Genomic DNA, 26,136 nt, shown 5'->3' with positions numbered 1-26,136 from the left:
GTCCGCCCGTCAGCTCCCGGAGCGGCGGGCCGACCCGAGCAGTGACGTCATCACACCAGCTAGGAGCAACGTGATACCCGAAGCAGACATCCTCATCGTGGGCGGCGGACTGGGCGGCGTGGCCGCCGCTCTCGCCGCCTGCCGGGCGGGAAGCACCGTCATCATGACCGAGGAGACCGACTGGATCGGCGGGCAGCTCACCAGCCAGGGCGTTCCCCCGGACGAGCACCCGTGGGTCGAGCAGTTCGGCACGACTGCCACGTACCGTCAACTCCGTGAGGGGATACGGGACTTCTACCGCCAGTGGTACCCGCTGCGGGCGGAGGCCGCGTCGCTGACCGATCTCAACCCGGGGGCCGGACGCGTCAGCAAGCTGTGCCACGAACCGCGGGTGGCGCTCGCCGTGATGAACGCCATGCTCGCCCCGCACGTCTCGGGGGGCCGGCTGACGATCCTCACCGAGCACCGCCCGGTCACCGCCGAGGCGGACGGGGACCTGGTGCGGGCCGTGACCGTCGAGGACATCCGCGACGGCACCCGCCGCACCCTCACCGGCCGGTACGTCATCGACGCGACGGAGACCGGCGAACTCCTCGAACTGGCCGGCGTCGAGAACGTCATCGGCGCCGAGGCGCAGTCCGAGCACGACGAGCCGCACGCCCCGGAGGTGGCGCAACCGCTCAACCAGCAGGGCATCACGGTCAGTTTCGCGATCTCGCACCACGAGGGCGAGAACCACGTCATCGACAAGCCGCAGGACTGGGAGTTCTGGCGTTCCTACCAGCCGGACTTCTGGCCCGGTCCGCTGCTGAGCTTCACCACCCCCGACACCCGCGCCACCTCGCACAACAACCGTATGCCGTCCTTCACCCGCACCTTCGTGCCCAACCCCGAGCAGGACCCGCTCGCCGTGAGCGCCGACCAGAGCACGGACGCCGGCGACAAGGAGCTGTGGTGCTTCCGCCGCATTCTGGCGCGCGGCCTGCACCGCCCCGGAGCGTTCGACTCCGACATCAGCATGGTCATCTGGCCGCTGAACGACTACTGGCTCAAGCCGCTGATCGGTGGCGGCGAGGAGACCACCAGGGAGGCCGAGTTCGAGGCCCGCCAGCTGAGCCTGTCGCTGCTGTACTGGCTCCAGACGGAGGCCCCCCGCCAGGACGGCGGCACGGGCTTCCCCGGCCTGCGCATCCGCCCCGATGTGACGGGCACGGAGGACGGTCTGGCCAAGGCCACCTACGTACGGGAGTCGCGCCGCATCAAGGCGGTCAAGACGATCACCGAGCGCGAGGTGTCGCTGGACCTGCTCGGCGCGTACGGCCGCACCAGCCACCGCGACTCGGTGGGCGTCGGCGGCTACCGCATCGACCTGCACCCCTCGACGGGCGGCGACAACTACATCGACGTCGGCTCGGTGCCGTTCGAGATCCCGCTGGGGGCACTGCTGCCGCGCCGGGTCCGCAACCTGCTGCCCGCCGGCAAGAACATCGGCACCACCCACATCTCCAACGGCTGCCACCGCCTCCACCCCGTGGAGTGGAACATCGGCGAGGCCGCCGGCGCGCTCGCGGCCCACTGCCTGCGGGAGAGCGTCACCCCGCACCAGGTGCAGTCCGAGGGGAAGCGGTTCGACGAGTTCGCCCGCGTGCTCGACCGCGACGGGGTGCAGCGGCGCTGGCCCGACGTACGCGGCTACTGACTCACCGTGACGGTCGTCGGACCGCGTGCGCCGCGCTCCGGCCGCTGAACCGCCGTCGCCGGTACCCGGTCATCGCACCCGCGGTCACCGCGTCCGGGACGCGAACGCCGGGTGGGACAGCTCCACCTGTCCCACCCGGCCACCGCTCACGCTTCTACGCCAACACAGCACAAGGAGGTGCTCAGACATGACCAACCACCGCATACGCGTCGGCATCGACGTGGGCGGAACCTTCACCGATGCCGTGGCCGTCGACGCCGCGACCCTCGAACTTCTGGGACAGGTCAAGGTACCGACCAGCCACCACCACGAGGACGGTGTCGCCCACGGCATCGTCGAGGCACTCGACCGACTCCTCAGGAGCGTCGGTCGTGAAGCCGGCGACGTCGCCTTCCTGGCGCACGGCACGACTCAGGCTACCAACGCCCTGCTTGAGGGCGACGTCGCCACCGTAGGACTGCTCGGTATCGGGACGGGACCGGGCGCCGCGCTCACCCGGCGGCTCGCCTCGCTCGGCAAGCTGTCCCTGACCCCCGGCAAGAAGCTCCCGCTTCACTACGTCCACGTTGCCGACCCCGACGACGCCCCCGCGGTGCGCTCGGCCGTCGACAAGCTCACCGGGCAGGGCGCAGAAGTCCTGGTCGCCAGCCAGCCGTTCAGCGTCGACCACCCCGACGGCGAGCGGGCCGTGCTGGCCGTCGCCGGGGACGCCGGGCTGCCCGCGACGGCGACCCACCAGATCACGTCGCTGTACGGGCTGAGCAAGCGCACCCGCACGGCGGTGATCAACGCGGCGATCCTGCCCCGGATGCTCGCCACCGCCGACCTGGTCGACGCCTCGATCAGCAAGGCCGGCGTCACCGCGCCGCTGATGGTGATGCGCTGCGACGGCGGTGTCATGTCGCTGGACGAGATGCGGCGGCGGCCGCTCCTGACGGTCCTGTCCGGTCCGGCGGCGGGCGTCGCGGGCGCGCTGATGCAGGAACGGGTCAGCGAGGGCCTGTTCCTGGAGACCGGCGGCACGTCCACCGACATCAGCGTCGTGCGGCGCGGCAAGGTCGCGGTCCGGCAGGCCACGGTGCTGGGGCGCACCTCCTTCCTGAACGCCCTGGACGTCCGCACGGTCGGGGTCGGCGGCGGATCGATGGTCCGGATCTCCGGCGGGAAGGTCACCGGCGCCGGTCCGCGCAGCGCACACATCGCCGGTCTGCCGTACGCCTGTTACGCCGATCCCGCGGACCTGCGGGACGCGAAGGTCACCACGATCCGTCCGATGGCCGGCGACCCCGACGACTACGCCGTCGTCGACGCGGCCGGCGGCCGCTTCGCGCTCACCATGACGTGCGCGGCGAACGCGCTCGGCCGGGTACCCGAGGGCGACTTCGCCCGCTGCGACCAGGCGACCGCGATCGCCGCCCTCACCCCGCTCGCCGCCATGCTCGGCGTGGACGTGGCGACCGCGGCCACCGCGCTCCTGGACGCCGGTGTGAAGCAGGTCAAGGCGGTCGTGGACACGATGATCCACGACTACCGCATCGACACCGACGCCGCCGTGCTCGTCGGTGGTGGCGGGGGCGCGGCGTCCGTCACCCCGCACCTGGCGGCAACGGCCGGCCTGGAGGGGCGGATCGCCGCGCACAGCGAGGTCATCAGCCCGATCGGGGTGGCCCTCGCCCTGGTGCGGGAGCAGGTGGAGCGGACGATCCCCGGGGCGACCCAGGAGCAGATCCTGGCCGTCCGGGCGGAGGCCGAGCGGGCGGTGATCGCTCAGGGTGCGGCGGTCGACGGCGTCGAGGTGGAGGTGACCGTCGACCCGCAGACCTCCACCGTCAAGGCGGTGGCGACCGGGGCCACCGAGCTGCGCACCCAGGACCGCGCGCACCGCGCGGACGACGCGGAACGCCTGCGCGCGGCAGCCGCGAGCCTGAAGACCGAACCGGACCGGGTGCGCGTCCTCGCGGCGACCGCCGCGCACACCGTCTACGGGTCGGACGTCCACCGGCGCTTCCGCGCCGACCGGCACCCGGTGCGGGTCGTGGACGGTGACGGCGTCGTCCGGCTGCACTCCCCCGACGCCCGGGTCGAGACGACCACGGCGGGCCAGGCGCAGGAGGTCCTGGCCCAGCTCATCCGCGAGGGCACCTCCTACGGGGACGGCGGGGAGCGGGCGCCCGCCCTGCGGATGCTGGTCGGCGCGCGCATCGTCGACCTGTCCGGGGTGCTCGACCCGCAGCCGCTCCTGGCCCTGGCCCGCAACGAGCTGCACACCAGGTCCTCGGACGAGCCGCTCGTCGCTCTCGTCGAGGTCCGGTCGTGAGCACCGCTCTCGATGCGGCGGAGGACGTCGAGCTCGGCATCCGGCTGCTGGCCGGGACGCCCACCCAGGAGGGCCGCGACCCGGAGCTCCTGCGGCGCTGGGTGCTGACGGCGACCGAGTTCGGCGAGGGCCTCGCGGCAGGTCCGTGCCGGGCGCGAATCGTGGAGCGGGAGGGCGGCCTGGAGCGGAAACTGCTGGCCCGCTACACCTCCCGCCCGCCGACGGTCGAGCTGTACGTCGACACGATCGCCCTGGCGGAGCGGCTCGTCGACGAGCGCGGCTGGGGCCACTGGTACCCGCAGGGCTCGGTGCGGGCGGCGGCGCTCGCCCACGAGGCGGCGCACCACGAGCTCCACCACGGGCCCGCGAAGAAGGAGTTGAGACAGCTTCTCGACCACCAGGTGCTGCGCCTGGGCCGGTGGAAGGTCACCGGCCATGTGGCGGGCGCCGAGGAGATCGCCGCCCACGCCTACGCCCGCACCGCCTGCGGCCTCGGCCGCAGCCCCCTGCACCTCACCGCCGCGCTCGCCGCCGCGGTGACCTCGAACAGAAGAGAGACCTGACCCATGGGTGTCGTCATTCTCCTCGTCATGGCGGCGGGCGTCGCGGCCATGCTCACCCGGAAGCTCCCCACCGCCTGCGCGCTCGTCCTGCTCGCCGGCGCGATCGCGCTGCTCGCCGGCGCCCCCGCGACCGGCGAGAACAGCCTGCTCGACACCGTCCTCCAGGAGGGCGCGCCGGCACTCGCCGCGACGATGATCGCGGTCCTGCTCGGCGCCTGGATGGGCAAGCTGCTCGAAGAGACGGGCATCGCCGCCACGCTGGTGCGCAAGATCGTCGAGTTCGGCGGGGACCGCCCGGTCGTCGTGGCGCTCGGTGTGCTGGCCGTCTCGGCGCTCATCGGCACGGTGACCGGCTCCGCGGCCGCCGCGATGCTCGCCGGCATCATCGGCATCCCCGCGATGACCGCGGTGGGCGTGCCGAAGGTGACGGCCGCCGGCACGATCCTGATGGGCATCGCCGTCGGGGTGCCGTTCGAACTCCCGGTGTGGCAGTTCCTGTCCACCGTGCTCGAGCTGCCGATCCCCACGGTCCGCGGCTTCATGGTGAAGCTGTTCCCGTTCGCGCTGGTCGCCGCGCTCGCGTTCGTCGTCGTCGAGACCCGGCGGCGCGGTGTGGAGCACGCGTGGTCGCTGGCGAGCCCGGCCGCCAAGACCCGGTCGCGGCGCCACCAGCTCGGGGACGCGCCGTGGTACGCGCTCGTCACCCCGGCGATCCCGATCGTCCTGGCGCTCGGCTTCGAGATCGCCATCATCCCGTCCCTGCTGGCCGGTGTGCTGTGGGCGCTGGTGACCACGACGCGGCCGCGCGAGATGAACACCCGTCTGCTGCGCACCCTCTACGGCGGGTTCGGCGTGGCGGCGCCGCCCATCGCCCTGTTCGTCGCCATCGGCATCCTGCTGGCGGCCGTCAAGCTGCCGGGGACGGTGGAGGCGCTGGAACCGCTGGTGAAGGCGGTCACCCCGCAGAATCCCGTCCTGTTCGTCATCCTGTTCACCCTCATCACCCCGCTGTGCCTGTACCGGGGGCCGCTCAACATCTTCGGCCTCGGCGCAGGCCTCGCCGGCATCCTCACCGCCACCGGCATCTACCCGGTGGGCGCCGTGCTCGGCCTGGCCGCCTCGTACAACCAGGTCTTCGGCGTCTCCGACCCGACGAGCACCCAGACGGTGTGGAGCGCCCAGTACGCGGGCGTCTCGCCGCAGCAGGTCATGGTGCGCACCCTGCCGTACGTGTGGGTCGTGGCGCTGGGCGGTCTGTGTGTCACCGCCGCCACCTACCTGTGAGCCCTTCGGTCACGTCCGATCACACCACCCTTGCTGAGCACGCTGAGCGTCAGAGGAGACGACTCATGACCCAGCCCCACCTCGACCGGCGGCTGTTCCTGCGCGCCGCCGCGGCGACCGGAGCCGCCGTCACGGCCGGCGGCCTCGCGGCCCCGTCCGCTTCCGCCGCTCCCGGCGGATTCCCCGACTACACCTACGTCCGCACGCTGCTGACCCCGTCGAAGCTCGCGTACAACCCGACCGGGGAGATCATCTTTCCGTGCGTGCGCGGCGTCTACGACCGGCTGAGCAACCCGCTGGGCCGGTACTACCTCTACTACGCCCCGCACGACGCACCCGGCGGGATCTGCCTCGCCTACGGGGACAGCCTCGAAGGCCCCTTCACCGAGTACGCGGGCAATCCGGTCGTGTCCAGGAGCCGGCAGCCGCACTACTCCGTGAGCCACGTGTCGTCGCCGCACGTGATCTGGAACGAGGACGCCCGCGAGCTATGGCTGTACTTCCACGGCGAGAACACCACGACCCGCCTGGCCCGCTCCACGGACGGCATCCACTTCACCTACGACCGGGTCGTGCTCAACACCTCCATGCTGCCGTCCGGCACCACGGAGACGTCCTACGCACGCGTCTTCCGCCACGACCTGCCCTCCCGAGGGGCCCGGTACGTGATGCTCTTCATGCGCAACAGCACAGCCAACCACCGGGACATCGGCTGGGGCTGGTCGGCCGACGGGCGCTCCTGGGCGTTCGACGCACAACCGCTCGTACGGCACTCGGACGTCGGCGCGCAGAACATCGGCGGTCCACACCTGCTCAAGAGTGGTGCGAACACCTACGTCGTCTACAACAAGGACCGGGCGAGCGGCGGCGAGATCATGATCACTGAGGTGGGCGCGGACTTCTCCCGCCGCCGTCACCTCGGCGTGTTCCACCGCCCCCGGGCCGGAGCGCCCGACAACGGGCGGGCTGCGTCCCCGTCCTTCGGGACCGACCGCGGGGTGCCGTACATGATCTACGAGGCGGGTGACCGGCTCAACGGCTCCATCGCGGTGGCGCGAGGCTGACAGCGGAACACGGTCGAGCGGTGCATCAACACGATCAGGCGATGGCGCGGCGTGAGGCGTTTCCACCGGGCCGACGCGTCTTCGGGCCCGCCGCACGTCGGTGCGGCGGGCCCGATGGAGCGACTAGAGGTAGGGCAGTGGCCCTGACAGCAGCCACGTGGCGGAGGCGGCGCCGCACAGGAGGCAGACGGCGTTCGCCGTCCAGCGCGGTGCTCCGAGCTTCACCGTGGCGTCGGCTGCTTCAGCTGTGATGAGCAGCCCGCTGAGGAGGACGAGGACGCTTGAGGACCAGGTGATCTCCGGGCGTCCGATGCCGAGCCAGCCGGCCGCGATCCCGAGCAGGCAGAGCCCGGTGTACAGCACGGGAGGGTCGGGGCGGGTGCGGACCTTGTCGACCCGGCGGTGGGTGAGGATCACCGCGAACTGCGCGAGCAGTGCCGTGAGGGCGATCAGCATGGGGTGGCTCCTAGAACTTGCAGGCGTTCTTGACCGCGGTGATCCCGAGCAGCGCGGCGACGGCCTTGCGGTGTGCCGAGGTCATCTTCCGCCGCTTGGCGTAGGTGCGGATGAGGTTGGCGGTCTTCTTCACGCCGATGCGCTTGACCAGCCGGACCGCCGTCCAGACCTTCGTGGAGGAACCGGCCGGCGTCAGGGCGAAGACGACGCTCGCCACGGTCGCCGCGCACTTGGTGATCTTCCAGGTGGTCGACCAGAAGCCGGGGTCGATGACGATCGGGAAGGCGCTGGCGGTGTTGAAGTCCACGGTCTGGACGATCTTGTTGCCGACGACCTGGTAGCTGGTGGGGAGGGAGTGGCCTGCCGCGTCCTTCGCCCAGGGGGCGTCGAAGAAGGCCGCGGCCTCCTTGGCCGGCGCCACGTCGGGGTTGGTGTCGCCCGGTGAGTAGAGGGAGACGGAACCGTCGTCGTGCGTCACCGCGCTCATGCCGGCGGGGATCTGGAAGCTGGTCTCGTAGGTCTTGGGCGCCGCGGCGTTCTTCAGGATGTTCAGGGTGCGCGAGCCGCCGTCCGTGGTGGGCTGAACCACGGTGTCCACGGGGCCGGAAGTGGTGTAGACGACGTTGCCGCCGACCTGTGTGCCCTGGGAACCGGCCTCCGGGATGGAGAGCTGGTTGGGCATGATGTCGTTCTTGATGGTGATGGACTTGTTCTTGCCGTCCCAGGGGATGGAGACGATGTTGTCCTCGGTCACCGCGATGGAGGCGTAGGTGGAGTCCGATGAGGTGGCGGCGGTGACGTCCGCGGCGTCGGAGTAGGTGTTGGCCAGCCCCAGGGCGTTCTCCGCCGCCGTCGGCTTCCAGGCGGTGTCGACGGTGAAGCGGACCGGGGCGGACCAGCCGTTCGCGTAGTGCTCGCCGTCGAAGGTGGTGGTGCGGAAGCTGTAGGTCCTGCCGTTGGACAGCTTGCCCGCGGGGACCTTGACCTGCGAGGTGCTGTTCGCGGCCGCCGGGTCGGCGTTGAAGGTGGCCACGACCTTCCCGGTCGCCGTGTCGGTGATCTCGTAGGTGCCCACGATGGTGTCGTCGCCGTCGGTGTCCTCGGTGGAGAACCTCAGCGTCGGGGTCGTGGAGTCGACCTTGAAGATGCCGCCGGTGGAGATGAAGGGAGCGCCCGCCTGGAGGTTGGTGCCGTTGTAGGGACGGTAGTTGTAGGTCACCTCCAGCGTGGGGATCCTGGTCTGGTCGGCGACATCCGCGGAGGAGAAGCGCTTCCAGCCGTGGACGTCGTTCTCGTCGGCGGCCTTGAGAGCGATGGATCCGGTCTCGGCCTTGGCGGAGGACCAGGTCCGGGCGAGCGAGGTGACGTCGGCCGTGGCCCAGCCCTCGGTCTTGCACGTGGCCGACTTCGTGTCCGAAGAGGTAGCGATCCGGTCGGTGCGGGACGGCTGCCTGGTCCAGCGGGTGTTCTTGTCAGCGGCGCCCGAGGCCCAGACCTCCCAGTCCCGCTTCTCGCACGACCAGGAGTGGTAGTTCCACATCTTCAGCCGGGCCTTCGCCACGAGGGCGTCGGCGAAGTTCGAGGTCCGGAAGGTGAGGAAGGAGCGCGCGACGCGCTTGGTGCTTCCTTCGTAGTCACCGGGCCAGCCGACCTTCAGGTCGGTGTTCACCGACTGGTCGGTGGTGTCGCCGCCCTGCACGAAGGTGTCGAACAGGACGTCGAGGGCGTCGGTGGAGGGGTCGATCGTGACCGGGTACCGGGTGTTCTCGTCGGTGAGCCATCCGGTGTCGGGCCGCAGGGAGAGCTCGGCGGTGTCGCCGCTCTGGGTCACCGTCATGGCGACCCTCTCGCGGTTGGTGTGTTCGAGTGAGCGTGCGTCGACCTGGCTGTCCCACATCGTGGGAGCGGGCATCGTCGCGACGATCTCACCGGACGCACCGCGGAAGTCGACGCCTCCGCCGGCGCCCGGCTCAGCCTTCATACCGTCCGGGAGGACGAGCGGCATCACCAGAGGAGCCCCGTCCCGCGGGCGCTCGCGCAGCTTCAGGTACTGCTCGAAGCCCGTCCTGGTGGCCTCCACGACGAGGTCGCCCCCGGGCACGGCCTCGGGGTACGTGGCGACGTTGTCCGCGAGCCGCGGCGCAGGCAGTCCGCCCTTCCACTGCAACGCGACCTTGCGGTCACCCCTCCCGAGCGTGACCAGGTCGCGGGCGGCGCCCTCCGGGGCTGCAGCGGCGGCCTTCAGCGACCGTGCCGTGCTCCCGCCCCGGCCGGCCAGCCGCAGCCCCTCGGGGTGCGCGGCGGCGACGACCTCTCCGTCGGCGGAGGGCTTCAGATCGAGATCGACATCGACCCAGCGGCCGTTCTTGATCATGCGCACAGGTCCGGCCGCGGAGGTGCGCGTGAGCGTTCCGTCCGCGTTGGCGTAGACCGTGTCGGTCTCGGTGCGCATCTGGAGAACCTCTACCCGGCGCTCCTGCATCTTCGCGGCGGTCAGAGCGGCTTCGGGGGTCTCCGCCTCGGTTATGGGGTGCTCCGCGAGGGCCTGAGCGGTATCGAGCAGTTCCGTGACGGCCTGCTCGGTGGCGGTGTCAGCCGCGGTGCCGCGATCGTCCGCGGCGGCCAGGTAGGGCGTGGACAGCAGCACAGCACCTGCTGTCGCGATGGCGACGGTCCCCGTACGCCAAGAGGTATTCACTTATGTACTCCCCATCATCACGGTCAGGCACGAGGCGCACCTGACCGTGCGGTTCCTTGATCGAGGAGGAACGTAACACGTTCATACTTATATGACCTATATAGCCTCAGATGGTGATCTGAGGCATAGGCAATCAAAGTTCTAACTGTCCGTATTGAGCATTCAGTTGAGCTTGCCGATCAGGTCCTGCCGACGGGGGCGGCCTCACGGCCTCCACACTGGAGGCGAGGGCGAGGTCTCCGACCGAACTGCCGCTACCCGGGCAGGGGCCGCCGTCCGCCGTCCGTGGACTCCCGCACCGCCAACCGGTTCGGTGCTGTGCGGACTTCGTACGGCAGAGGCCCCCTGGCCGCCGATCCGAGCGGCCAGGCAGTCGGCGGCGAGCGAGGCGATGGCCGCCTTGTCGGGGACCAAGGTGAGCGAGGGCGTCGCGTAGAGCGCCTCGCCCGAACCGTCCACGCCCGCCGGCGCCACGTCACGGGGAACGTCGGGACCCGCTTCGTACAGCGCCCTGCGGGCTCCGACGGCGAGCAGGTCGCTGAAGCAGAACACGGCGTCGGGCCGGGCGGCCCCGGGCAGTTCGAGCAGTGCGCGCGGCGGCGACGTTCTCGATCAGCACGTGGTCGGCCACGACCTGGCCGCTGCCGTCATCGCGCTCGACGAGCAGCACCAGCGGGAACTCGTCGGCCACCGGGGCGAGATCGCCCGGCGACACGCGCAGCGGGGAGAGGATCACCCGTCCAGCAGCAAGGCGCCGACCCCGGTCGCCAAACGCAGCTCCTCGCGCGCGTCGCCCCGGTCTCCTCGATCAGCACCGTGAAGCCGCGCGAGGACGCCTCGCGCCCGACGTGGTGCGCCAGTTCGGCGAAGTACGGCGCAGCGAGATCCGGCACGACGAGCGCGATCAGGCCGCTGCGGCCGGTGCGCAGCCGGCGGGCCGAGGGGTTGGGCCGGTAGCCCAGCTCCCCCACCGCCGCCAGCACGGGGTCCGGTCTCCGGGTACGGGGCCCCGCGCTCTCCGCCGGCCCGCTCCATGCCGGAGGGGGGTGCCGGTGCTGCCGCGTCCCGGACTCGGCGGCGACGTCAAGGACCGCCGCTCCGTGCGCAGTTGGCGTGGGCGCTCCGGGTCACCGGCGGTTCCGAGAGCCGGGCGCCGTCCCGGAAGGTTCGGACAGGGCCGCGTCGACCGCCGCCAGGGCGTGCAGCCGGGCGGTGGGGAAGACCGGCACCGGGCTGTCCTCGGGGCCGATGAGCAGTTCGATCTCCGTGCAGCCGAGGATCACCCCCTCGGCCCCGTCCGCCACCAGGCCCCGGATGATCTCCCGGTAAGCCTCACGGGACTCGGCGCGCACCTGGCCCAGGCACAGCTCGCCGTAGATCACCTCGTGCACCAGGGCCCGGCCCGCCGCGTCCGGGACGCGTACGTCCAGCCCCCGGTCCCGCAGCCGGCCCCGGTAGAAGTCCTGCTCCATGGTGAAGGCGGTGCCCAGCAGCCCCACCTTCCGCATCCCCGCCGCACGGACCGCGTCCGCCGTGGCGTCGGCCAGGTGCAGCAGCGGGACGGAGAGGGCCGCCGCCACCGTGTCGGCGACCTTGTGCATGGTGTTGGTGCAGATCAGCACCATGTCGGCGCCGGCTCTCTGCACCGCGCGGGCGGCGTCGGCCAGGACCTCTCCGGCCTCCTCCCAGCGGCCTTCCGTCTGGAGCCGCTCGATCTCGGCGAAGTCGACCGAGTAGAGAACGCACCGCGCCGAGTGCAGCCCGCCCAGCCGGTCCCGGGTGTACTCGTTGATCAGCCGGTAGTACTCCGCCGTCGACTCCCAGCTCATGCCGCCGACGAGCCCGATCGTCCTCACTGCCGCTGTCCCTTCCTCGGTCAATCGTGCGTTTTCCCTTGACGGAACATACCGGGGCCGCCAAGGGTGTCACTCACCCCTTTGACAACGTTGTCCATCGCGGCCGCGCCGTGCGACGGTCCTGCTGACCCGTCCTCCGACCGCCGCGAGAATCCCCAGAGGAGAACCACCGTGGGCCCGACCTCCCTTCCCCTCGGCCGTCGCCGACTGCTCCAGATCCTCGGCGCGTCCGGAGCCGTGGCCGCGCTGCCGCTGAGCGCGGGCTCGCCGTCGGCAGCCGCGTCCCCGCTCGCCGGGGCGGGCGGGAGCGGCGCCGAGGACGACGTCGCCGCCACGTACTACCGGGTCCTGTTGCGGCACACCCGCTGGTCCGAGACGCAGTGGGACGAGGCCCGGGGCATCTACACCGACAAGTTCTTCGGCTTCGCGGCGGTGCTCGGTCATGCCGTGCTGCTGACACGTGGCAGCTACGACGCCGAACTGGCGGGGGTGGACCGTGACACGCTCAAGCGGCGGACCCTGGCGACGCTGCGGCACTTCGCCGCCTCCAACCGGCTGACCGGCGGCAGCCAGTGGGGCCGCACCCTCTTCTTCGACACCACGTTCCAGTCGTACTTCGTGCTGGCCGCCCGGCTGCTCTGGGACGAGCTGGACGCGCACACCCGCTCCCTGGTGGACACCATCGTGCGGGAGCAGGCGGCGTACACCCATGCCCTGGGCACCGGCGACGACCCGGCCTCCGGGTCCTGGACGCCGAACGGTCTGACGGGCGGACAGGTCGGCGACACCAAGCTGGAGGAGATGGGCATCTACGCCCAGGCGCTGGCCCCCGCGCTGGCCTGGGCCCCGGACGACCGCCGACGCTCCGAGTGGGCGGCCGACTACGGCGCCTGGTCGCGCAACGAGGCCGGGCTGCCGGAGGCCGACCTCGCCAACCCGGCCCGCGTGGACGGCGTGCCGGTGGCCCGTAACACCGCCCGGAACGTCTACGACACGTTCATCGTGGAGAACCACGGCTCCTTCGGCCCGCACTACCAGGCGGAGCTGTGGCGGACCTCGGGGCGCAACGCGGCGCACTTCCTCGCCGCCGGGGAGCCGCTGCCGGAGGTGCTGACCCGGCAGCCGAACGCCGGGCCGCTGTGGCGGACCCTGCTCGGCGTGATGTCCGACGCCGGGGAGCCGCTGATGCCGATGGTCAACGACCGCGAGCACCTCTACGGCCGGGACGTGATCCCGCTGGCGTTCCTGTCCCGGGTGATGGGCGACCGGGCGGCGGCCCGCGCCGAACAGGACCTGGCGGCGCGGCTGGAGGCCTACCAGGCGTACCCGCCGGAGCACCGGCTGGCGAAGTTCTCCGGTGAGCCGAAGTACGAGCCGGAGGCCCGCGCCGAGCTGGCCATCAGCTACCTGCTGCACGTGTGGCCCGGGGCGGGCCGTCCTGTCGTGCCGCTGTCGCAGCGGGAGCTGTTCGCGTACGCCTCCGGGGTGACGGACTTCGGGGAGGGGCCCGGCCTGGTGTCCCACCAGTCCCCCGCCGCCTGGGCGGGCGCGGTGTCCAAGCCGAAGTTCGTGAAGTTCGCGTGGCAGCCGGGCCACGACGACTGGCTGTTCCGGATCAGCGGCGGTACGCCGATGTTCCTGCCCTCGACGGCCGTGGAGGTCACCGGCCGCTCGGTGCGCACGCACACCCGGCTGCGCGACGGGTTCGACGGAAGCGCGACGCTGCTGCGGCTGAAGGACGGCTTCGCGGGCTTCACCACGCTGCCCACCGGCGCGGTGGCCCACGCCGCCGACGGCCCGGACACCGTGGGCGGGCGGCTGGAGGTGCACAACCTCACCATGCCGGGTGTGGCGGGCCTGGACGGCCGGCGGACGTACCGCTTCGCGGAGGGATCGGCCACGGTCGCGTCCCGGGACTCGTCCGGTGGCTCGACGGGCCGCGTCGACGAGCTGTCGTTCGACCGTACGACAGTCCGTCACCTGCGGGTCCAGGGCGTGACGCCCGATCCGGCGTACGGCTACTCGCTGTTCGCCGTGGAGGCCCGGGACGGGGCCGACGGGCCTGACCTCGCGCGCGGCGGCCGGGCCACGGCCTCCTCGTCCGCGCCGGGCAGGGGACCGGAGCTGGCCGTGGACGGCGACGGCACGACCCGCTGGGCGGTGTCCACCGCCGACCGGCCGCGCCCCGACAGCTGGCTGGCGGTGGACCTCGCCGAGCCCCGTGCCCTGGACCGGGTCACCCTGCGCTGGGAGAGCGCGGCGGGCCGTGGCTACCTGGTGCAGGGGTCGGACGACGGCGAGCGGTGGACGGACCTGGCGAGCGGCCCGGTCCCGGCGCTGCGCAGCACGGGCGGCTGGCTGGACGTGGACGGCCGCGCGGGCCTGGTGGTACGCGGCGGGCGCGGTCCGCTGGCGGTGTACGGCGACACGATCGTCCTGGCGGAGGGCGGTGCGGGTCCGCTGGTCGTGGAGGGCCACAGCGGGGTGTCCGCCGCCGGCCTGCGCGACCTCGCCCGCCGCCCGGCGCCCACGGCCGGGGACGAGAGGGTGCGGGCGGCGGTGACGGACGGGCATCTGAGCCTGTTCAACCTGTCGGACCAGGCGGTGCGGACCCCGGTCTCCCTGGTGCGGGAGGGCCGCCGCCGGGAGGTCTACGAGGGCGAGCAGCTGGTGACCCGGGACGGGCTGCGGTACGAGGCGCGGCTGGAGGCGGCCTCGGCGCTGCTGCTGCCGCCCCGGTTCACGCTGGTCCCGCTGTCGGGGCGGTCGCTGCCGAACGGGTTGCGGGTCGAGGTGGTGGACGCCGCCACGGTGCGGCTGGCCGGGCCGGTCTGCCGGGTGCGGGTCGAGGCGCAGGGGCGCAGCGCGGTGGTGGTGGTGCGGCCGGGCCGGGGTGCGGAGGTCACCGTGCGCGGGGCCGAGCCGTATCCGACGACGGACCATGCCCTGGGCCGGGCCGTCTTCCCGAACGCGCCGCTGCCGACGGGGATGTCGGAGCCGTCGGCGGCGGTCGACGGTGACCCGGACACGGTGTGGCGGCCGGGACGCGACGGCCGCATGGTCGTGGACCTCGGGGCGCGGCGCGCGGTGGGCCGGGTGGAGGCCGAGTGGTCGGCCGGACGAGTCCCGGGCCTGTCCGTGGAGTTCAGCGACGACGGGATCCGCTACCGCCGGGAGGGCACGCTGTCCGGTCACGGCCGGGTCCGCAGCCTGCGTGCCTCGGGCTCCCCGCGCTATGTGGCACTGCGGGTGTCCGGCGCCCCGGAGGGACGCGGCGGTCTCGTGCGGCTGTCGGTCCGCTGACCGGTACGGCCTCACCGCCGTTCGGGGCACCACAGGGCACCCGGGCCGTGCGGGCCGTCGGCCGCACGGTCCGCGGCGTCCGCCGCCCATGCGGTGGGCGACGGCTGCGGTCCTGCGCGTCGTGGACCGCGACGAGCGTGATCCCGTATGCGGTGGGGACGGGCCACCGGCGTACGGCGCGGTCGTCGGCGTGAACATCGCGGTCCCGGGGCACGTACCTGTGACCGACGTGCCCGAGACGGGCGACACCGACGAAGGGAATGCCGCGATGAGCGCAACGCAGGAGCACCGGAGCCTCCTCGGACGCCGCACGGTCGTCGCCGCGGTGGGAGCGGCCGGAGCGGCTGCCGCCCTCACCGCGTGCGGCGGATCGGACGATTCGGGAGGCTCCGACACGGTCGAGCAGCCCGGGAGCGGCGGCGAGGACAAGGGCGGTCAGGGCGGTGCGGTGCTCGCCGCGACCGCGGACATCCCCGAGGGCGGCGGCGTGGTCTTCGCGAAACAGAAAGTCGTGGTGACCCAGCCGCAGCCGGGTGAGTTCAAGGCGTTCTCGTCGCTGTGCACCCATCAGGGGTGCGCGGTCAAGGACGTCTCGGCCGGCACGATCACCTGCCCCTGCCACAACTCCACCTTCGACGCCGCCACGGGCAGCCCGACCGGCGGCCCCGCCACCCAGCCGCTGCCCGCCCGCGAGATCACCGTCGAGGGCGACTCGATCAGGCTGGCGTAGCCGCCCCCTGCCTGCAGGGCCGCTTCCAGGCGCCGAGGACCGCGTCCGTGGTGGTGACGGTGGCGACCAGGGCGAGCGTGTTGCGGACCATGGCGGGGGTGTACTCGGCGGGCACCCCCGCGATGGCGTCGGCCGGGACGACGGCCGTGTAGCCGAGGTTGACCGCGTCGAAGACGGCGTTGGGGACGGCGATGTTGGCCGAGACGCCGGTGACGAGGAGCGTGCGGCAGCCGAGGTTGCGCAGGAGCGGATCGACGTCGGTGCCGGCCAGGGGCGAGAGGCCGTGCAGCCGGCGGACGACGAGGTCCTCGTCGGCCACCTCGACGGGAGGCGCGACCCGGACGGCGGTGCTGCCGGTGTGCTGCTGGACGGGCAGCCGGGCGGCGGCGCGGAAGAGCCGGGCGTTGCGGTTGCCGCCGCGCCCGTCGGGCCGGCTCTCGGCGACCGCGTGCATCACCTGGACGCCGCTCTCGTGGGCGGCGGCGACGAGACGGGCGATGTTGTTCAGCGCACCCGACGAGCGTGCGGCGGCGGCGAGTTCGGGCAGGGCGCTGTCCGGCCCCACGACGCCCTGCTGGCACTCGACGGTCAGCAGGACGGTGGTGGCGGGGTCGAGCAGCGCGGTGAGCCGCTCGTGTGATTCCCTCGACGGCACGGGCACTCCTGTCCTGGGGACGGGCTTCGCGGACGGACCGGGCGCGCGAGAGTAGCGGCCATTGCGTCACGAAGGAAGAGCGTCCATCATTTCTGACACCTAGTCAGATCTCGGCGGAGAGGGCGACCATGACCGACACCCAGCGACGAGGCCGCCGGATCATGATGACGCCCGAGGAGCGGGACGCCTATCTCGCCGAACAGCGCACCTGCCGGGTGGCGACGCTCGGCCCGGACGGCGCTCCGCACATCGGCGCGCTGTGGTTCGTCTGGGACGGCGGCTCTCTCTGGCTGTACTCCATCACGCGCAGTCTGCGCTGGTCCCAGCTGCGCGGGGACGCCAGGATCGCGGTGGTCGTGGACGACGGCGAAGGATACGAGGAGTTGCGGGGCGTGGAGCTGACCGGCCGGGCGGAGTTCGTCGGCGAGGCGCCCCGCACGGGCGATCCCTGCCTCGAACTCGCCGAGCCGGAGCGCCTGTTCCCCGTGAAGTACTTCGGCATGACGGAGATGCCGCACGACGGACGGCACGCCTGGCTGCGGCTCACCCCGGAGAAGATCACCTCCTGGGACTTCCGCAAGCTCGCCGATCTCACCTGAACCTCCGGGGCGGGGCTCAGGCGGGACCAGCGGTTCACCCGCCACAGGCCGTCACGTCCGCACCCGCCGCACGCAGCGCCGCCACGGCGGCACGGACCGACGGGCGGCGGTCCGCGTCCGTGCGCCAGACCGCGTGGACGTGCCGCCGCATGGTCTGCCGCACCGGCACCAGGCGCACCCCCTCGGGGACCGGGCCGCGCCCCAGCCTGGGGGCCACACAGACGCCGAACCCGGCCGCGATCAGCGCGAGTTGCGTATGGTGCTCGCCCGCCAGGTGGGCGATGCGCGGCTCGATGCCCCGTGAGCGCAGGGTGAACATCAGCCAGTCGTAACAGAATTCGCCCTCGGGCCAGGACACCCAGGGGTCGTCCGCGAAGTCCTCCAGCTCCACCTCGTCACGGTCCGCGAGCGGGTGGTCGGCCGGCATCGCGATGTCCGGTGCGTCGTCCAGGAGTTCGGCCTTGGTCAGTCCACCGGGCACGGGCAGCCGCTTGTTGCTCCAGTCGAGCACGACGGCCAGGTCGACGTCGCCGCGGAAGACCGCGCGGAGCCCCTGCTCGGGCTCCAGCTCCCGGGTACGGACGGTGAGATCGGGGTGGTCCGCGCGCAGGGAGGTGAGCGTCGCGGGGAACAGTCCCCGGGCCGCGGTCGGGAAGGCGCAGATCCGCACCTCGCCGACGACCTCGCCCCGCTGGGCCTCGATGTCGGACTGGGCGAGCTCCACCTGCGACAGGATCCGCGCGGCGTGGTCGGCGAGGAGCCGGCCGGCATCCGTGAGACGGACACCCCGGCCGTTCTTGGCGAGCAGTCGCTGACCGACCTCGCGCTCCAGCTTGGCCATCTGCTGCGAGACCGCCGATGTCGTGACGTGCAGCCCGTCGGCCGCTCCGCTCACCGAGCCGTGCCGGGCGAGGGCGTCCAGCGTGCGCAGCCGCTCCAGGTTCAACATGTAAGCGATGCTACGCGATCGACCGCAGAAACATTCGCTTGTTCTACGACGTTCTCTTCGTCAGAGTGGACCTCATGAGCGCTCCCTGCGAGCCGAGGGCCACGACCCCGGCATCAGCCCCGCCACCCGCCCCGCCCGTGCCGCCGACGCCGGCACCGGCCGGCCGGCGGCCTGCTCTCGACTGGCGGATCCGGTTCGCGGGGCTGTCGCTCATCTGGGGGTTCAGCTTTCTGCTGATCAAGGTCGGGACCGAGGGCTACGCCCCGTTCCAGGTCACCTTCGGCCGGCTGCTGGCAGGAGCGGCGGTGCTGGTCGCCGCGATGGCGATGCGCCGGGAGCGGCTGCCGCGTTCGGCCCGGACCTGGGGGCACCTCACGGTCGCGGCGCTCCTCCTCAACGCGCTGCCGTTCTCGCTCTTCTCGTACGCGGAGCTGACGATCCCCTCGACACTGGCCGGGATCTGCAACGCGACCTCGCCGCTGTGGGGCATGGTGCTCTCGGTGGTCGCCCTGTCGGAGGACCGCCCGACCCGCCGCCGGGTGGCCGGCCTGGGCGTCGGTTTCCTCGGCGTTCTCACGGTGCTGGGCGCCTGGCAGGGCTTCTCCGGCCTCGACCTGCCGGGTACGGGCATGGCGCTGCTCGCCTCGTTCTGCTATCCGGTCGGCTGGATCTACGTCCGCCGCACCCTGGCCGGGACCGGATCGTCGACGCTGGCGCTGACGGGCAGCCAGCTCCTCCTGGGTACGATGCAACTGGCCGTGGTGACCCCGCTGTTCACCTCGGCGCCCACCTCCTTCCCGCTGCTTCCGACGCTGTCCGTCCTCGCTCTGGGCGCGCTGGGCACGGGCCTCGCGGTGCTGCTCCAGTACGGCCTGGTCCAGGAGGTCGGTCCGACGACGGCCCAGATGGTCACGTACTTCATTCCGGTGATCGCGACGGCGGCGGGCGTCGCGCTGCTCGGCGAACAGCTGAGCTGGAACACCCCGGTCGGGGCGGTGGTCGTCCTCATCGGGGCGGCCCTCACCCAGAGCCGTCCCCGCCGGGCCGCCGTCCCGGATCCCGGGGCCCTCGCGGCCGTGCCGCCGGAGCCGTCCGAACACCCGGACGCCGCCCGTCTCAGCCGTAGCTGACCGGCCGGGCCGGCCCCGCGGCGGCGGCCACCGCGTCCGCCAGGGGCCCGATGTCCGCCGCGGTCAACGGGGAGACGGTGAGCCGCACCGCCTGGGGCGTGTCCAGCCGGAAGCGGGCGCCGGGAGCCGCCGCCCAGCCCGCGTGGAGCAGCCGGGCGACGGCTCCGGTCTCGTCGCTCACGGGCACCCACACATTCATCCCGCTGCGCCCCCGGGCCGCCACGCCACGCTCCGCGAGGGCGTGGACGAGCGCGTCCCGGCGGTCGGCGTAGGAGCGGGCCACGGCACGGGTGTCGACGGCGTCGGTGGTCCACAGATGGAGCACGGCACGCTGGAGCAGCCGGCTCACCCAGCCGGGCCCGAGCCGCTGCCGCCCCGCCACCCGGTCGACCGTGACGGCGTCCCCGGTGAGCGTGGCGACCCGCAGATCCGGACCGTACGCCTTGGCCGCCGAGCGGATGAACGCCCAGTGGGCCGTCACCCCGCCCAGCGCGTGCAGCGGCAGGTCGACGATGGCGTGCCCGTGGTCGTCCTCGATCAGCAGCACGTCGGGGTGGCGGGCGAGGACCGCGCGCAGCTCCCGGGCGCGCCGGGCGTCCAGCGACGCACCGGTCGGGTTCTGCGCCCGGTCGGTGACCACGAGGGCCCGCGCCCCGGCCCGCAGCACCCGCTCCACATCCGCGACCAGCGGACCGGAGTCGTCCACGCCGACCGGCACCGCGCGCAGCCCGAGCGCCGGTACGAGGTCGAGCACACTGCCCCAGCCGGGGTCCTCCACCGCCACCGCGTCGCCCGGCCTGAGGTGCGCCGCGAGGACCCGCTCGATCGCGTCCAGGGCGCCGGACGTCACGGCGACCGGCCCGGCGGGGACCCCGTCGGCGTCCATCGCGGCACGGGCGTACGCGGCGAACTCGGCGACCACCGGGGACTGCCCGTACAGACCGCGGCACTCCGCGTCGGCGGCGGCGGCCGCGGCCAGAGCCGGCCCGAGGCCGGGCAACAGCTCCGGATCGGGATTGCCCTCGCCGAGGTCCCGGACGCCCGCAGGCGCCTCGATCCGCAGGGATCCGCGCGAGGTGCTGGCCGGAGCGGGCCGCACCCGGCTCCCCCGGCGCCCCGCCGTCTCGATCACCCCGCGCTCGCGCAGCGTGCGGTAGGCGGCCGCCACGGTGTTGGGGTTGACCTCCAGGTGCGCGGCCAACTCCCGCATGGGGGGCAGCACATGACCCGGCGGGAGGTCTCCGGAGCCGACCCCGCGCTCCACGCTGGCGGCAATCTCCGATGCGCGCCGCCCACTGATCCGATACTCTCCTAGCACAAACAATAGTATGCACTAGTGCAATGGAGATGGCAATGCAGCACGCCGCAACGCCCAGCAGCGCCGACGCCGACAGCCCGGGCTCCGGCGTCGCCGCCCCCTACCGGCCCACCGACCGCACGGTCCCCACCCGGTCCAAGGACCGCGCCTCCTACGACCGGGAGCTGGTCCACTCGATCCTCGACGAGACCTACCTCTGCCACCTCGGCTTCGTACGCGACGGCGCGCCGGTGGTCCTGCCGACCCTCTTCGGCCGGATAGGCGAGCGGCTGTACGTCCACGGCTCGACGGGCTCGCGACCGCTGCGGTCGGCGAAGAGCGCGGATCCGGGGCTGCCGGTCTGCCTGACGGTCACCCATGTCGACGCCCTCGTGCTGGCCCGGTCCGCCTTCCACCACTCGATCAACTACCGCTCGGTGGTGGTGCACGGCACGGCCGTGACGGTGACCGACCCCGAGGAGCGACGGCTCGCCCTGGACGCGATCGTGGACCAGGTGGTGCCCGGCCGCTCCCAGGACTCCCGCCCGGCCGACGCCAAGGAGCTCGCCGCGACGGCGGTGATCCGGCTGGATCTGAACGAGGTCTCCGCGAAGGTCCGCACCGGCGGGCCCAACGACGAGCCCGAGGACGGCTCCCTCCCTCACTGGACCGGCATCGTGCCGCTCACCCGGGGCTACGCTCCGCCGGTTCCCGCGGACGACCTGGACCCGGCCATCGGCGTACCGGACTATCTGTCAGCACTCTGACGGCGAGGGAGGCAGGCCGCCCGCACGGCCGGCGCCCCGATGACCGAACGCGCGCCATGACCGAACGCGCCCCATGGCCGGGCGGCGGCCCCGCGGCCGTGGCCACCGCACAGCCGTGGCCACCGCGCGGAGACCGGCAGGACCGGGGGCCTGGGCCGCCGCGGCCCCACCGCGCGGAGGCCGCACGGCCAACGCCGCCGCGGCCCCCGCCCACCTCATCCGGCAGGTCCCGTCAGACCGCCACGGGCTCCTTCCGGCGGGCGGCCGCCGCGCCGCGCGCCTCCGCGAGGGCCAGTCCGGCCACGGCGGTCAGCAGGAGCAGCGTGCCGAGGACCGTGGCCGCCGTCAGCCGCTCCCCCAGGACGGTCACCGCGATGACGGCCGCGCTCACCGGCTCCAGGAGCATGATCACGGAGACGGTGGCCGCTCGGACGGCGGCCGCTCCGGCGAAGTACAGCGCGTAGGCGAGCGCCGTGGGGATCGCCGCCACGTAGACCATCAGCCACAGCACCTGCCCGGTCTCCGCGGTGTGCGGCACCAGCCCCTCGGCCATGGCCATGGGCAGCAGGCCCACCGCTCCGATGCCGAACGCCCAGGCGCTGGTGGTCAGCGCGTCACCGCCGCCGCCGTCCCGCCCGAGCCACCGGGTGAGCAGGGTGATCGCCGCGTACCCGGAGGCGGACACCAGCGCGAGCAGCACCCCGGCCGGTACGACGTCGCCGCCCTCGCCGCCCAGGACCAGCACGGCGAGCCCGGCCAGCGCGCCGGTCACGGCGGCCAGGCCGCCGCTGCCGAGACGTTCGCCCAGCAGCAGGCGCCCCCCGACGGCGATCAGGACGGGCCCGGCGCCGAGCGTGACGACGGTGCCGACGGCGAGGCCGGTCACCTCGACCGCCGCGAAGTACGCGCTCTGGAAGACGGTGAGCCCGATGCCGGTGCCGAGGATGCGGAGCAGCCGGCGGCGCCGGGGCTCGGGTTCCCGGGGCGCGCGGCGGGGGCGCAGCGCGAGCGCTCCGGCGAGCAGGACGAGACCGCCCACGCAGCGCCAGAACGACAGGGCGAGGGGGCCGAGATCGCTGATGCGGAAGACCAGGGACGCGGCTGCGCCGGCGGTGCCCCAGGCGACTCCGGCGACGACGAGATACAGCAGGCTCCGCCCGACGGGCAGCGCGGATGAGACAGGGATGGACATGTGACTTCTCCAGAAGAAGAACAGGGTGGTGGGTCGCTCGGCTCCGCACGCGGGCAGCGACGAACCGCTCGGGGACTGCCCGAGCCCGGTCTTCGTCAGGAACGGCCGCGCGCGCTAGGCGACAGGCGGCGGCAGCACAGTCAGATGCATGTTCAGCACACTAATGCGGGGCCCGATCGTTGGACAACTCCCCCTCGACCGGACCGGCCACCGCCCCGGTGCCGGCCCCGGCGGCGACCGGACCCGAGGGCGGCTTCGGCGCGGCGGACTGGGCGATGAACGCACCGGTCAGCACGACGAATCCGCCGATGAGCTGCGGCGCCGAAAGATGCTCGCCGAGGAGCACCCAGGCCAGTCCGGTCGCGATGACCGCTTCGAGGCAGGCGACGACCCCGGCCACCTGGGGCGAGAGCATCCGGACCGAGACGACCCCGGTGACGTACGCGAGCACGGTGGCGAGCAGCACGATCCAGCCGAGCAGCAGCCAGGCGGGGACCTCGTTGCCGTTCATGCCCGCGCTGCCGCCGAGCAGCGCCCAGTCCATGCCCCAGGGGCGGGCGACGACGGTGAGGACGGCCGAGCCGACGATCAGTCCGTACGCGATGACGCCGACGGGGTGCGGGGGCTCGGCGTGCTTGCCCTCGCCGTCCCGGCCGTCCTGTCCGCCGTGGTCGGAGAGGACGAAGTACCCCACCTGGCAACAGGCGGCGCCGAGGGCGAGCAGCAGTCCGAGGAGATCGAAGCTGAGTCCGGCCCAGACCTCGACGACACACGCGAGTCCGCCGACCGCCAGCACCACACCGACGGCGGCGGCCCGGGTGACGGGCCTGCGCTGCACGAAGCGGACCCAGCCGAGGACCAGTGCGGGCGCCAGGTATTCCACCAGAAGCGCCACACCGACCGGGATACGGGAGATCGACGCGAAGTAGAAGGCCTGGACCCCGGCCACCGCGAAGAGGCCGAACCCGGCGAGCAGGGCGGGGCGTTCCGTGACGAGGTTCCGGTGGCGCCAGGCGACCGGCAGCATGATGACGGCGGCGCCCGTGACGCGCAGCCACACCACGTGCAGCGGGTCGAGCCCCGCCTCGATCAGCGGCTTGGCCGCCACTCCCGAACCGCCGAACGCAAAGGCCGAGAGCAGGGCGAGACCCAGCCCGGCGCTTCTGCCCTGAAACCCCGAAGACGCGTGCATCGGCACATCATGGCAGCAGTCGACAGCAGCGTCATCCCCGTGACACCTGTCGAGACGGACCCCCGCCGCGCCGCGCCTCCTCGACCGCGGGCACGGTCACGGCCGCGGCTCCTCGGCCGTGAGCGCGGCCGTCCGGTCCGCCAGCCACCGCGCGTCCACACCCCCGCGGGCGAGCACCTCCACCGCACGCGAATCGGCGTCGGCGGCCAGCGCGGCGAGCAGATCGAGACCGGCCACCCGCGCCTCACCGCGCGACGCCGCACGGTACAGCGCGTCCTCCAGCGCGGCCAGGGCCGACGGCGACCAGCCGTCGGCGGCCGGGTCCCGCACCACCGGAACGGCCCCGGAGTCCTCGACGGAGCCCTGCCAGCGGAGTCCGTAGCCGATGCTGCGCTGGACGAGATAGCCGAGCACTCTGGCCAGTTGGGGGCCAGCGTCGAAGGCCTCGCGAACCGCGGGGTCCGTCTCGATCAGCGAATGCAGGAGGTGGGCCGTGTCGATCTGGCGGTCCCCGTCGCGCAGCGCACGCCTGCGCGCGCCCGTCAGCACCGATGCCAGTTCGACGGTGAAGCGGGCATCGAGTTCGGGTTGGTTCGGTGCGGGCTGTTCAGGTATCCGCGGCGTCCGGTTTTGCACACCTCTACCCCATCAGTTCCGGGGCCGAAAGGCATCGCCGGAGCGACCTATCGGGCATCCCACCGAAGTTGGGGACAGCGGAGCGGTCCGTCATCCTTGCGGATGAGATCGTGCCGGGGGCACAACCATGAGGGGTCCGGGGCGCGCGCCGCCTTGCATCGCACGCCTCGCGGCAACCGCGGCCCCCCGCGCGCACGTCCCTCACGCCACGACAGACACGGCTGGGACGGAAGGGGAGGAAACGGGTGTTCTGGATGGTCGCCCTGCTCGCCCAGGACGGGCTGCAGTACGTCTACCGCGTGTACGCACCCGACGACGCCCGGCCCGCCGATCTCTTCTGGACGGCCTTCCACTGCCATGACGACGGCCCCCACCCCCGCGCGTCGGACAGCTTCGACGCCGCGGTGATCTGGCGGAACCGGCAGCCCCAACAGATCTGACAGTTCATCAGTATTGAATGTTGGCACGGCCCCCGCTACGTTCCGCGACACCGATACCGGACGAACCAGGGGTGGTCGCATGGCTGAAGTCAGCGCCGAGGCACGCATCGAGGCACCCGCCGCGAAGGTCTGGGACCGCCTGACGGACTTCTCGTCGTACGGGGAGTGGAACGCCACCCACACCAGCTTCCCGGGGGGCGGTCCGGCCGAGCTGAAGCTCGGGGCCGCCTACGAGGAGAACATGAAGCTCATGGGCTTCCCGGCCGAGGTGACCTGGACGGTCGACGGCCTGGAGGAGGGCCGCCTGCTGGCGACCCGGGGTAAGGGCCCGATGCAGGTCAGCCTGGCCATGCGGTACTCCCTGACCCCGGAGGGCGACGCCACGACGATGCGTATCGAGGGTGGGTTCACCGGCGCGGCGGTCTCGCTGATGGGCGGCAAGCTCAAGGACTCCGCGACAGCGGCACTTCAGGAGTCGCTGCGGAAGCTGGGCGGGCTCGTGGCCCCGTGACGTCGCCCGCGCGGTACGCGAGAGGCCCCGCGGGATGGATCCCGCGGGGCCTTTGACGCAAGGCCACCATCCGCTCACGGCCGACCTTCACGTCCCGCCCGCCGTCCCGATGGCTCAGTGCTCGTCGGCGAGGATCAGGTAGAGCTTCTTGCGCGCGTCGTTGATGACCGTCAGCGCCTTCTGCCGCTGATCGGCCGAGCCGGTCTTCCAGACCTGCCCGAACGCCTCCATCAGACCGAATCCGGCCTGCCGGATCTCGTTGACGCCCTCCCAGTCCACACCGCGCCCGGCCTCCTCCCACGGAGCCTCCGGGCCGGTCTCGGCCTCGCTCCGCCCGGATTCGGTGAGCGTGAACAGCTTCTTGCCGCCCTCGCTGGCGCTGATGATCAGCCCCTCGTCCTCCAGCAGCTGGAGCGTCGGGTAGACGGAGCCCGGACTGGGCCGCCAGGCCCCGCCGCTGCGCTCGCCGATCTCCTGAATCATCTCGTAACCGTGCATCGGGCGATCCTTCAGCAGGGCCAGGATCGACGCCCGCACGTCACCGCGCCGCGCCCGTCCCCGACCGCCGCCCCGACCGCGTCCGCCCCCGAAGGGACCACCACCGAACGGCGGCCCGAACGGCCCGAAAGCAGCCCGCCGGCCGTCGCCCTCGCCCCGACCCTGATGACCGGGCCCGTAGCGCCCCGGCCCGTGCTCGTATCCATGTCCGTGTGAACGCATCTCTACGCTCCTTCCATCATTGATCTGTCGCGATGCGTCAACGATATATCGGAAACTATCGGATGACAAGACGGACGA

Annotated in this window: 24 protein-coding genes; 13 read left to right on the top strand and 11 right to left on the bottom strand. The window is 72.6% G+C overall.

The window, feature by feature from the left end:
- The first annotated feature begins 70 nt into the window (after positions 1-70).
- The 5 genes from ACFWRV_RS22575 to ACFWRV_RS22555 all read left to right on the top strand — a co-directional run bounded on the left by ACFWRV_RS22575 (position 71) and on the right by ACFWRV_RS22555 (position 6,927).
- Positions 71-1,699 (top strand): FAD-dependent oxidoreductase, encoded by a 1,629-nt coding sequence (locus ACFWRV_RS22575; protein ID WP_384337267.1) that lies wholly within the window; start codon positions 71-73, stop codon positions 1,697-1,699.
- A gap of 187 nt (positions 1,700-1,886) precedes the next feature.
- Positions 1,887-4,016: a hydantoinase/oxoprolinase family protein gene (locus ACFWRV_RS22570; protein ID WP_384337265.1), complete on the top strand. Its 2,130-nt coding sequence runs from the start codon at positions 1,887-1,889 to the stop codon at positions 4,014-4,016.
- A complete protein-coding gene (locus ACFWRV_RS22565) occupies positions 4,013-4,579 on the top strand; it encodes a hypothetical protein (protein WP_384337263.1) in 567 nt (188 codons plus the stop codon). Before ACFWRV_RS22570 ends, ACFWRV_RS22565 begins: the two co-directional genes overlap by 4 nt.
- 3 nt (positions 4,580-4,582) lie before the next feature.
- Positions 4,583-5,863: a TRAP transporter large permease subunit gene (locus tag ACFWRV_RS22560; protein WP_384337261.1), complete on the top strand. Its 1,281-nt coding sequence runs from the start codon at positions 4,583-4,585 to the stop codon at positions 5,861-5,863.
- A 65-nt stretch (positions 5,864-5,928) separates the two neighbouring features.
- Positions 5,929-6,927 carry a hypothetical protein gene (locus tag ACFWRV_RS22555; protein ID WP_384337259.1) on the top strand — a complete coding sequence of 333 codons (999 nt, stop codon included), beginning with the start codon at positions 5,929-5,931 and terminating at the stop codon, positions 6,925-6,927.
- Between the two features lie 123 nt (positions 6,928-7,050).
- On the opposite strand, the gene ACFWRV_RS22550 is transcribed toward ACFWRV_RS22555, so the two are convergent.
- The 3 genes from ACFWRV_RS22550 to ACFWRV_RS22540 all read right to left on the bottom strand — a co-directional run bounded on the left by ACFWRV_RS22550 (position 7,051) and on the right by ACFWRV_RS22540 (position 10,633).
- The gene (locus ACFWRV_RS22550; protein ID WP_384337257.1) at positions 7,051-7,383 is read right to left on the bottom strand and encodes a hypothetical protein; all 333 of its coding nucleotides are present in this window, start codon (positions 7,381-7,383) and stop codon (positions 7,051-7,053) included.
- Positions 7,384-7,393: 10 nt separating this feature from the next.
- Complete coding sequence (locus tag ACFWRV_RS22545) at positions 7,394-10,081, bottom strand: DNRLRE domain-containing protein (RefSeq protein ID WP_384337255.1); 2,688 nt, start codon at positions 10,079-10,081, stop codon at positions 7,394-7,396.
- A 204-nt stretch (positions 10,082-10,285) separates the two neighbouring features.
- Positions 10,286-10,633 (bottom strand): substrate-binding domain-containing protein, encoded by a 348-nt coding sequence (locus ACFWRV_RS22540; RefSeq protein ID WP_384337253.1) that lies wholly within the window; start codon positions 10,631-10,633, stop codon positions 10,286-10,288.
- Between the two features lie 67 nt (positions 10,634-10,700).
- Between ACFWRV_RS22540 and ACFWRV_RS22535 the strand changes: the two genes are divergently transcribed.
- On the top strand, positions 10,701-10,901 hold the full coding sequence (locus ACFWRV_RS22535) for a hypothetical protein (protein ID WP_384337251.1): 201 nt from the start codon (positions 10,701-10,703) through the stop codon (positions 10,899-10,901).
- Between the two features lie 307 nt (positions 10,902-11,208).
- Here the strand turns inward: ACFWRV_RS22535 and ACFWRV_RS22530 are convergent, their stop codons facing one another.
- Positions 11,209-11,937: an aspartate/glutamate racemase family protein gene (locus tag ACFWRV_RS22530; RefSeq protein ID WP_384337249.1), complete on the bottom strand. Its 729-nt coding sequence runs from the start codon at positions 11,935-11,937 to the stop codon at positions 11,209-11,211.
- A gap of 171 nt (positions 11,938-12,108) precedes the next feature.
- Between ACFWRV_RS22530 and ACFWRV_RS22525 the strand changes: the two genes are divergently transcribed.
- Both ACFWRV_RS22525 and ACFWRV_RS22520 read left to right on the top strand, forming a co-directional pair.
- Positions 12,109-15,240, top strand: coding sequence for a discoidin domain-containing protein (locus ACFWRV_RS22525; RefSeq protein WP_384337247.1), 3,132 nt, complete (start codon positions 12,109-12,111; stop codon positions 15,238-15,240).
- A 268-nt stretch (positions 15,241-15,508) separates the two neighbouring features.
- Complete coding sequence (locus tag ACFWRV_RS22520) at positions 15,509-15,970, top strand: Rieske (2Fe-2S) protein (protein WP_384337245.1); 462 nt, start codon at positions 15,509-15,511, stop codon at positions 15,968-15,970.
- Here ACFWRV_RS22520 and ACFWRV_RS22515 read toward each other — a convergent pair.
- Positions 15,957-16,625, bottom strand: coding sequence for a cysteine hydrolase (locus tag ACFWRV_RS22515; RefSeq protein WP_384337244.1), 669 nt, complete (start codon positions 16,623-16,625; stop codon positions 15,957-15,959). The two genes, ACFWRV_RS22520 and ACFWRV_RS22515, sit on opposite strands and share 14 nt — an antisense overlap.
- Before the next feature lie 128 nt (positions 16,626-16,753).
- On the opposite strand from ACFWRV_RS22515, the gene ACFWRV_RS22510 reads away from it, so the two are divergent.
- Positions 16,754-17,224 carry a pyridoxamine 5'-phosphate oxidase family protein gene (locus ACFWRV_RS22510; RefSeq protein ID WP_384337242.1) on the top strand — a complete coding sequence of 157 codons (471 nt, stop codon included), beginning with the start codon at positions 16,754-16,756 and terminating at the stop codon, positions 17,222-17,224.
- A gap of 34 nt (positions 17,225-17,258) precedes the next feature.
- On the opposite strand, the gene ACFWRV_RS22505 is transcribed toward ACFWRV_RS22510, so the two are convergent.
- On the bottom strand, positions 17,259-18,173 hold the full coding sequence (locus ACFWRV_RS22505; RefSeq protein ID WP_384337240.1) for a LysR family transcriptional regulator: 915 nt from the start codon (positions 18,171-18,173) through the stop codon (positions 17,259-17,261).
- A gap of 74 nt (positions 18,174-18,247) precedes the next feature.
- Here ACFWRV_RS22505 and ACFWRV_RS22500 point away from each other — a divergent pair, with 74 nt between their 5' ends.
- Complete coding sequence (locus tag ACFWRV_RS22500; protein ID WP_384337238.1) at positions 18,248-19,303, top strand: DMT family transporter; 1,056 nt, start codon at positions 18,248-18,250, stop codon at positions 19,301-19,303.
- Here the strand turns inward: ACFWRV_RS22500 and ACFWRV_RS22495 are convergent.
- Complete coding sequence (locus ACFWRV_RS22495) at positions 19,290-20,621, bottom strand: aminotransferase class I/II-fold pyridoxal phosphate-dependent enzyme (protein WP_384337236.1); 1,332 nt, start codon at positions 20,619-20,621, stop codon at positions 19,290-19,292. The two genes, ACFWRV_RS22500 and ACFWRV_RS22495, sit on opposite strands and share 14 nt — an antisense overlap.
- 35 nt (positions 20,622-20,656) lie before the next feature.
- Here ACFWRV_RS22495 and ACFWRV_RS22490 point away from each other — a divergent pair, with 35 nt between their 5' ends.
- Entirely contained in the window at positions 20,657-21,367 is a 711-nt protein-coding gene (locus ACFWRV_RS22490; RefSeq protein WP_384337234.1) for a pyridoxamine 5'-phosphate oxidase family protein, read from the top strand.
- 232 nt (positions 21,368-21,599) lie between these two features.
- On the opposite strand, the gene ACFWRV_RS22485 is transcribed toward ACFWRV_RS22490, so the two are convergent.
- The 3 genes from ACFWRV_RS22485 to ACFWRV_RS22475 form a co-directional block, all read right to left on the bottom strand.
- Positions 21,600-22,559 carry a DMT family transporter gene (locus ACFWRV_RS22485; RefSeq protein ID WP_384337232.1) on the bottom strand — a complete coding sequence of 320 codons (960 nt, stop codon included), beginning with the start codon at positions 22,557-22,559 and terminating at the stop codon, positions 21,600-21,602.
- A gap of 160 nt (positions 22,560-22,719) precedes the next feature.
- Positions 22,720-23,751 (bottom strand): DMT family transporter, encoded by a 1,032-nt coding sequence (locus ACFWRV_RS22480; protein ID WP_384337230.1) that lies wholly within the window; start codon positions 23,749-23,751, stop codon positions 22,720-22,722.
- A gap of 96 nt (positions 23,752-23,847) precedes the next feature.
- Complete coding sequence (locus ACFWRV_RS22475) at positions 23,848-24,387, bottom strand: Clp protease N-terminal domain-containing protein (protein WP_384337228.1); 540 nt, start codon at positions 24,385-24,387, stop codon at positions 23,848-23,850.
- 245 nt (positions 24,388-24,632) lie between these two features.
- Here ACFWRV_RS22475 and ACFWRV_RS22470 point away from each other — a divergent pair, with 245 nt between their 5' ends.
- Both ACFWRV_RS22470 and ACFWRV_RS22465 read left to right on the top strand, forming a co-directional pair.
- On the top strand, positions 24,633-24,827 hold the full coding sequence (locus ACFWRV_RS22470) for a hypothetical protein (protein WP_384337226.1): 195 nt from the start codon (positions 24,633-24,635) through the stop codon (positions 24,825-24,827).
- Between the two features lie 79 nt (positions 24,828-24,906).
- On the top strand, positions 24,907-25,338 hold the full coding sequence (locus ACFWRV_RS22465) for an SRPBCC family protein (RefSeq protein WP_384337224.1): 432 nt from the start codon (positions 24,907-24,909) through the stop codon (positions 25,336-25,338).
- 114 nt (positions 25,339-25,452) lie between these two features.
- Here ACFWRV_RS22465 and ACFWRV_RS22460 read toward each other — a convergent pair whose 3' ends face one another.
- Positions 25,453-26,058, bottom strand: a complete 606-nt coding sequence (locus ACFWRV_RS22460) for a PadR family transcriptional regulator (RefSeq protein WP_384337222.1) — start codon at positions 26,056-26,058, stop codon at positions 25,453-25,455.
- Between the last annotated feature and the right edge of the window lie 78 nt (positions 26,059-26,136).

Source organism: Streptomyces sp. NPDC058576, from assembly GCF_042718715.1.
Taxonomy (GTDB): Bacteria; Actinomycetota; Actinomycetes; order Streptomycetales; family Streptomycetaceae; genus Streptomyces.
This window is presented reverse-complemented; position numbering and strand designations above follow the sequence as displayed.